The organism is Microcystis sp. LE19-84.1B, from assembly GCF_027531875.1.
In the GTDB taxonomy this organism is placed as follows: Bacteria; Cyanobacteriota; Cyanobacteriia; order Cyanobacteriales; family Microcystaceae; genus Microcystis; species Microcystis panniformis.
The window spans coordinates 1-5,505 of the sequence record NZ_JAPZSR010000206.1 but is presented as its reverse complement, the minus strand read 5'-3'; the positions used below and the strand labels follow the sequence as shown (position 1 = coordinate 5,505).

6 protein-coding genes and 1 tRNA gene are annotated in these 5,505 nt (G+C 44.4%); 5 read left to right on the top strand and 2 right to left on the bottom strand.

Annotation, left to right across the window (positions count from 1 at the left end):
• Together O9324_RS11890 and O9324_RS11885 are read left to right on the top strand one after the other, a co-directional pair.
• On the top strand, nucleotides 1-925 hold a 925-nt coding region (locus O9324_RS11890; protein WP_288140293.1), incomplete at its 5' end, for an RpnC/YadD family protein.
• Between the two features lie 412 nt (nucleotides 926-1,337).
• Nucleotides 1,338-1,940 carry a Uma2 family endonuclease gene (locus O9324_RS11885; RefSeq protein WP_288140292.1) on the top strand — a complete coding sequence of 201 codons (603 nt, stop codon included), beginning with the start codon at nucleotides 1,338-1,340 and terminating at the stop codon, nucleotides 1,938-1,940.
• 120 nt (nucleotides 1,941-2,060) lie between these two features.
• Here O9324_RS11885 and murA read toward each other — a convergent pair whose 3' ends face one another.
• Entirely contained in the window at nucleotides 2,061-3,374 is a 1,314-nt protein-coding gene (murA, locus tag O9324_RS11880) for a UDP-N-acetylglucosamine 1-carboxyvinyltransferase (RefSeq protein WP_288140291.1), read from the bottom strand.
• Between the two features lie 3 nt (nucleotides 3,375-3,377).
• Here murA and O9324_RS11875 point away from each other — a divergent pair, with 3 nt between their 5' ends.
• The 3 genes from O9324_RS11875 (at nucleotide 3,378) to O9324_RS11865 (ending at nucleotide 4,506) form a co-directional block, all read left to right on the top strand.
• Nucleotides 3,378-3,587 (top strand): hypothetical protein, encoded by a 210-nt coding sequence (locus tag O9324_RS11875; protein WP_288140290.1) that lies wholly within the window; start codon nucleotides 3,378-3,380, stop codon nucleotides 3,585-3,587.
• Nucleotides 3,566-3,649 (top strand) — tRNA-Leu (locus tag O9324_RS11870). Before O9324_RS11875 ends, O9324_RS11870 begins: the two co-directional genes overlap by 22 nt.
• Before the next feature lie 62 nt (nucleotides 3,650-3,711).
• Complete coding sequence (locus O9324_RS11865; RefSeq protein ID WP_052276260.1) at nucleotides 3,712-4,506, top strand: TrmH family RNA methyltransferase; 795 nt, start codon at nucleotides 3,712-3,714, stop codon at nucleotides 4,504-4,506.
• A gap of 42 nt (nucleotides 4,507-4,548) precedes the next feature.
• On the opposite strand, the gene O9324_RS11860 is transcribed toward O9324_RS11865, so the two are convergent.
• Nucleotides 4,549-5,280 carry a TIGR02391 family protein gene (locus O9324_RS11860; RefSeq protein WP_288140289.1) on the bottom strand — a complete coding sequence of 244 codons (732 nt, stop codon included), beginning with the start codon at nucleotides 5,278-5,280 and terminating at the stop codon, nucleotides 4,549-4,551.
• Between the last annotated feature and the right edge of the window lie 225 nt (nucleotides 5,281-5,505).

Here is a 5,505-nt window from a genome sequence, read left to right as displayed (position 1 = left end):
CCAATTTGCCAAGGAATATTTAGAGGAACTCTTAGCGTCTCTAGGAACGATTAAAAAGAGCAAGAAAGTCAAGAGTGAAGTCCAAGAAATCGATGTTTGGTTTGAACCAGCCACAGCATCAAGGACGGAATTACCCTTGGGGTTACTCGCTAAAATGGCGGCGACTTGCTGCTTATTTGAACCCTTCCGTAACCCACCCTCGGAGGTAGAGATTCGCAGTTGCATCTCAAAGTTATATGCGGTTCATGGCGAAGTCTTAAGGAAGGCGAAAAGGACAAGCAAAACTCTAACAGAAGCTGAACTACCAGTTCTCTGGATTTTAACGCCTACTTTTTCAGCGAGAATGATTGAAGAAGTCGTGGGAATCCCCCCTTCATTCCTACCGGAAGAGGGGATGAAAGAGGAGTGGGGAAAAGGAGTTTATTTTTCCCCTAACCTATTCAAAACAGGAATCGTTGCCATCCATCAATTACCAGTCAATGAGGAGACTTTATGGTTGAGGGTGCTAGGTAAAGGAGGGACACAGAAACGAGCAGTAGAAGAATTAGTGCAATTGCCTGAAGGTAATCCCTTCCAAGAGAATTTACTGGAAATTCTGGCCAACTGGCGCAAGAATTTAGAGTTGAGAGATAATTTAAGTGCAGAAGAACAGGAGGAGATTATGAACCTATCACCAGCTTATTTACAACAACGGGAAGAGTGGAAACAAGAAGGGATGCAAGAAGGGATACAACGAGGCAGTTTAGAAGGACAACTATCGCTGATAACCAGTCTTCTGGAAGGACGCTTTGGCAGCCTAGATGCAGAATTATCTGGTCTGGTGGAACAGATTGCCCAACTTCCCATCTCGGAACGCACCGGGTTACTTCTTTCTCTGGCCAATTTATCTCGCTCAGAACTGTTAGAAAGATTCAGGGAAAATTAAACTTTCAGTCCCCCTAAGCTAGGAAAAACTATCCCCCAGCATTAATAGAAAACGGGTTTCTCGGAGAAACCCGTTTTCTGTGCGTTACTCAACGGATTTAGTATGACAAATGATAAAAACCCCTCCAATTAATGAAGGGGGATTGTGGGATTTTATTGATGGTATTAGGAGACTTTTGTGGTTTCTTTTTCTGAAAAGACGGATGACAACAAATCACACACTCCCCAAATAAACTGTATTATAAGCTACATTTTTATAAATATTTACATTCCTCTTCGTCAGGCTTCTTTAGCAAGGTTAAGAGCGATCGCCTTCTATCTTTTAGTATTCAATAATGCCGATGACAAGAGCTAAGTTAAGATTGAAGGGCATTCAGTTGTTAATTCGTGTAATTCTTGAGTAGGGCGAAAATATGACGACACTACTGGTACAAGCGACCTCGGCTCCTTTGATGATTGATCTTCCTTGGATTATGCCGATGACGGAGGGGCAGTTTTATGAATTTTGTTTAGCCAATCGAGATTTACGCATTGAACGCAGTGCCAGTGGAGAAGTGATCGTTATGCCCCCTGCTTTTTCAGATACGGGTAATCGCAATCTTAATATAGCTGTGCAACTTTGGAACTGGTTAGAACTAGATGGAACGGGGCTTGGGTTTGATTCTAGTGCGGGTTTTACGCTGCCCAATGGCTCAATTCGTTCACCGGATGCTGCTTGGATTAAATTAGAACGCTGGAATGCTTTAACAGAAAAACAAAAAGCCTCTTTTGCCCCCATTTGTCCCGATTTTGTCATTGAATTGCGTTCTGCTAGTGATACAGTATCCAGTCTGCGGAAAAAGATGGAGGAATATATTGCCAATGGTACTTTATTGGGTTGGTTAATTGATCGCCAAAATCGCCAAGTCTATATTTATCGTCCCCATCAAGAACCGGAGATTTTAAATGCTCCTGAAACCATTAGTGGTGATCCAGAATTGCCGGGGTTTGTGTTAGTAATGGCTAAGATTTGGTAAATGCGATCGCTGATGAAAGGTTCCGTCAATATAGAACAACTAAGCACGATTAACGCTGTCCTATATTGTTGCTCACGGGAATCCTCAACACCGATAGAACAGCGATAACTAATCATCCTATTAAGATGGAGACAGGGTAGCCAATTCTAAGGCTAAAGGATCAACCCGGCGTAAATTTGCCCCTAATGCTCTTAATTTACCCTCTAAATTATCGTAACCTCGATCGAGGTGATGGAGTCCCTGCACAATAGTAGTTCCTTGGGCTGCCAATCCTGCCACCACCAAAGCTGCCGAAGCGCGTAGATCCGTGGCCATCACCGGCGCCCCGGAGAGGAAAGGCACACCGCGCACTAAAGCCACATTTCCTTTGACCTTGATATCTGCTCCCAGACGCTTTAATTCGGCCACATGACGCAGACGATTTTCAAAAACCGTCTCATTAACCACGCTACTGCCCTCGGCTAAAGTTAATAGAGCCATAAATTGGGCCTGCATATCCGTGGGAAAACCGGGATAGGGTAGGGTTTCCATATCGGTGGCTTTTAAGTCTCTAGGGATAATCCGGAGACGATTAGGACCATCTTCCACCACTTGCGGACCGATTTCGTGCAGTTTGGCAATTACCGAAGCTAAATGGCTGGGAATCACGGGATAAAGACTAATTTCTGAGCGGGTAATCGCCCCGGCTATCAGTAAAGTCCCGGCTTCAATGCGATCGGGAATGATATCATAATCGGTACTGTGCAGACGGGAAACTCCCTCGATGACAATTGTATTGGTTCCGGCACCGCGAATTTTTGCCCCCATGGAAACACAAAAATTGGCCAAATCAATCACCTCTGGCTCCTGGGCTGCATTACCGAGAATGGTTTCCCCTTCCGCTAAAGTCGCCGCCATCATTAGGGTTTCCGTCGCTCCCACACTGGGATAATCCAGATAAATATTCGCCCCTTTCAGACGACCATTACCTTTAACGCGGGCGTGTACCATGCCGCCATCAATTAATACATCTGCACCCATTGACTGTAGGCCTCTAACGTGCAGGTCCACTGGTCTGGCCCCAATGGCGCAGCCGCCGGGGAGGGGAACTTTTGCTTCTCCTAAACGGGCTAAAATCGGTCCGATGGCGAAAAAACTGGCTCGCAACTGGGAGACGAGATCGTAGGGTGCTTGAGCTTGTTGGAGGTCTCTGCCATCAATCTCTAGTCTATCTCCGGTGTGACGGACTTGCACGCCTAAAGCCGAGAGAATTTGACTCATCCGCTCGATATCGGCTAGAGCAGGTACATTACTAATCTGGCACTCGTCGGAGCAGAGTAAAGCTCCCGCCATAATCGCTAGAGCGGCATTTTTGGCACCACTGATCTTGACTTCACCCTTGAGAGAGTGACGACCTTGAATTTCTAAATAGGGATGCTCGGTATCGATGGTCATAGGATGATTCATTTATCTTGGTTGGGAGTCTTGGCTAAGGAAAGCTTCGGTAAAATTAGACTGCATTTTATCAGATTTTTGAAGGAATTATCGGTGATTCTACCCCGAAAAACGATTTTTGTCTTAATTATCTCAACTATCTTGACTTATGGATTGTCCGATAGTATAATAGGAGATTGTGAAAGAAAAATGCGGAACTGGCGGAATTGGTAGACGCGCTAGATTCAGGTTCTAGTGTCTGCAAAGACTTTCGGGTTCAAGTCCCGAGTTCCGCATTATCTCCCTCAAAACGTAGTTATTTAGGGCAGCCCTAGCGGGGTGAAAAATACGATTGGCTATGATTAGCAGTGTTCAAAACCCTTTAATCAAGCAAATTCGCAAGCTACACCGCACTAGAGAGCGACAGGAGCAGAATTTGTCCTTAATTGAGGGAACCCACTTACTAGAGACAGCTTTAGCGGTGAATTGTTCCCTAGAAACGGTTTGTTATACTGAAAAGTGGCAGCAAAGACAGGCAGAATTAGCAGAAAAGTTTCAAAATCAAGCGAAACGAGTCGAGATAGTTTCCCCGGAAGTCCTCGCTTCCCTAGCAACAACGGTTAATCCCGATGGTGTGATTGCCACTATTTCCCGTCATCACCTTCATCCAACCCCCCAAAATCCGCTACAATTGGGCTTAGTTTTGGAAAGATTGCAGGATCCGGGTAATCTCGGCACTATTATTCGCACTGCCGTGGCTACGGAAGTACAGGGTATCTGGTTAAGTCTCGATAGCGTCGAAATCGATAACCCGAAAGTGATCCGCAGTTCCGCTGGGGAATGGTTTCGATCGCCGCTAGTGGTAGAATCGGATTTATCGGCTTTAGTGAAAAAATATCAAGCACAGGGGGTAAAAGCGATCGCGACTTTACCCACAGCCACCAAAAACCACTGGGAGATTGATTTTACCCGTCCGACTTTAATATTATTAGGCAATGAAGGAGCCGGTTTATCACCCCAATTAGCGACTTTAGCCGATGAAACGGTGAAAATTCCCCTCTTTGGTGGTGTGGAATCTTTAAATGTTGCGATCGCTACTGCTGTCATCCTCTACGAAGCTAGAAGACAATTATCCTACAGTAGGGTGGATTAGCGTCAGCGTAATCCACCGTTAAACCAGACAAGAATTAGAGATTTATGTATTCTCGTTTTCTGTCTCCCAATTTAAATCATCTAGCATCTTCAACAATAAATCGATGAATAGGATAATTGCCCCACCCTCCTCTGGTTTAGGATCGATGAATCGATGAGCGTAACGGTTACGAAAACGCTTCATTGTACCCGAATATAAATCACGGTATGCCTCTAATTCTTCTGATGGAAGCTTATCTTTTTGTACAGATTTATTGCTTCCAAAAATTAGGTTAACAATACCATTACCCGTGGCTTTTTGATTAATATTATCAATATTTCCCAGTTTCCTCATGCGGTCCTCTAAAACCACTGTCGCATTGCGAATCGCAGTATCCCACGCTTTTGGATTATCTCCACCCGCACTCACAGAAAAACGGACTCTCTCCCATAGTTCGGAGTCTAAATGTTCAACTTCAGTCAAGGGAATTAGATGAGGAATAGCCGAGCGATTGGGTTCGTTAAAGTTAGAATCAACCGCTTCATAAGCTTTTCCTGTTAGAGCGCCCTTGTATTGATCCGAGTCTTTTTTTTGCCACTTAATATAACCATATTCTTCTAATATATCGAACGTTGCGAATGTGACAGGAGGCCAGCTATCAGAACCCTTGTAATCAACCCAACCACAATCTGTAAGAGTCGTAATGTACCAAATACTGTCCTCTTTAAGATTACCAGCCCGTACTTCTTTAACTATCCATCGCAAAAGGTTTTTTTGTTTTTCTGTTAAAGTCATATTGACACCTCGAAAAATAATTAACAGTACCATTATACTATGTAGTTTTGATTTTCGTAACGGGAATTTGCTAAAACCGACATCTATATAGGGTCTGCTGAAAAAGTACGGGCGAAGCATTCGGATAGAAAATCTACGGTTTCACCGATAGGTTATTGCCCGAATGCTTCGCCCCTACAGGACACGGGCCGATGAAGACGCAAGGTTTTGAACGACGATTCTCTC

Bases quoted from the DNA above. Each gene is read 5' to 3' on its own strand.
- O9324_RS11885 (WP_288140292.1), top strand. From the start codon at position 1,338: ATGACGACACTACTGGTACAAGCGACCTCGGCTCCTTTGATGATTGAT.
- murA (WP_288140291.1), bottom strand. From the start codon at position 3,374: ATGACCATCGATACCGAGCATCCCTATTTAGAAATTCAAGGTCGTCAC.
- O9324_RS11875 (WP_288140290.1), top strand. From the start codon at position 3,378: ATGATTCATTTATCTTGGTTGGGAGTCTTGGCTAAGGAAAGCTTCGGT.
- O9324_RS11865 (WP_052276260.1), top strand. From the start codon at position 3,712: ATGATTAGCAGTGTTCAAAACCCTTTAATCAAGCAAATTCGCAAGCTA.
- O9324_RS11860 (WP_288140289.1), bottom strand. From the start codon at position 5,280: ATGACTTTAACAGAAAAACAAAAAAACCTTTTGCGATGGATAGTTAAA.